Below are 1,297 nucleotides of genomic sequence, written 5' to 3'. Positions count from 1 at the left end.
GGCGGTTTCAGATGATCACTGCATCGGTGGTGATGATCTGGAGGAGCGATGAGCGGTAGGCGCAGGATTGCGACGCAGGACGACATGGATGAGGTCCTCGGGTTGCTCGAGGATGGCTTGTCTATGAGCGCGGTGGCGCGCGAACTGGGATGGGATCGCCACACGATTTCACGGTGGTCTCGCGAGGCGGGCTACACCCCGAGTTTTGGCAACAAGGGAGGGGTTCGTCTTGTCGTGCAGGATCGCCCTGCCGAGGTAGTCTCAGACGTGCACACTCCCGGTCATGGTCGACGTCTCGACGCTTTCGATAGAGCGCATATCCAATCAAGGCACGAGGAAGGCATGTCAGGGGCTGCAATCGCTCGCTATATAGGCTGTTCTGCGTCGACCGTAACGCGGGAGCTGAAGCGGAACACTGGCACGAACGGCCATTATCACGCTCGTGCCGCACAGAGGGATACAGATCGCCGTCGGCGCAGGGGCCGGCAGTGCTTTCTGGACTCTCGTCCCGAGTTGCGTCAGGCTGTGATCGGTTACTTGCGCGATTGGTTTTCCCCGCAGCAGGTTGCCGCGCAGTTGCGTAAGGACTTCCCGGATCGCGAGGAGATGTGGGTGTCGCACGAGACCATCTACCAGGCGCTCTACATGCAGGGTCGAGGGACGCTTCGCCAGGAGCTGGCCAAGGAGAAGGCGTTGCGATCCGGCCGCACGTCACGAGTGCCCCAATCGCGACTTCCGAAAGCTCGGGGGCAGACCTGGGTGCAGGGGTGCCACATCTCGACGCGTCCGCCGGAGGTTGCGGATCGAGCAGTTCCCGGGCACTGGGAGGGGGACCTGGTGGTGGGAACGAAGAACCAGTCCGCGATAATAACGCTCGTGGAAAGGACTTCGCGCCTGGTCATTCTCCGAAGGCTTCCAGGCAAGCATGACACCACATCAGTCATGCCGCTGCTGGCAGAGATGATCGGGAGCCTGCCTGAGGTAATACGGAAGACTCTTACGTGGGATCAGGGGCCAGAAATGGCATCGCATCCGGAGCTCACCCTCGCGACGAATATCCAAGTGTTCTTCTGTGATCCTCATTCGCCGTGGCAGCGAGGGTCGAATGAGAATACCAACGGACTACTACGTGACTTCTTCCCAAAGGGCACGGACTTCCGGAAGGTCACTGACGAGCAGGTCGCGGAAGCCGAGAGGCTGCTCAACAAGAGGCCACGTCAAACCCTCGGCTGGAGGACTCCGGCTGAAGTGTTTCAGCAGGTCCTGGCTGACAGTGCACTGACCGCTTGACACCGCC

1 protein-coding gene is annotated in these 1,297 nt (G+C 60.7%); it reads left to right on the top strand.

The features are described 5' to 3' along the window. The first annotated feature begins 48 nt into the window (after positions 1 to 48). The gene (locus L3K22_RS16625) at positions 49 to 1,290 is read left to right on the top strand and encodes an IS30 family transposase (protein ID WP_308445961.1); all 1,242 of its coding nucleotides are present in this window, start codon (positions 49 to 51) and stop codon (positions 1,288 to 1,290) included. Positions 1,291 to 1,297 lie beyond the last annotated feature (7 nt).

The sequence above is a fragment of the Brachybacterium atlanticum genome, from assembly GCF_025669985.1.
Taxonomy (GTDB): domain Bacteria; phylum Actinomycetota; class Actinomycetes; order Actinomycetales; family Dermabacteraceae; genus Brachybacterium; species Brachybacterium conglomeratum.
Note: the sequence above shows the minus strand (reverse complement) of the source record. Positions and strands in the feature narration are given on the sequence as shown.

Bases quoted from the DNA above. Each gene is read 5' to 3' on its own strand.
- L3K22_RS16625 (WP_308445961.1), top strand. From the start codon at position 49: ATGAGCGGTAGGCGCAGGATTGCGACGCAGGACGACATGGATGAGGTC.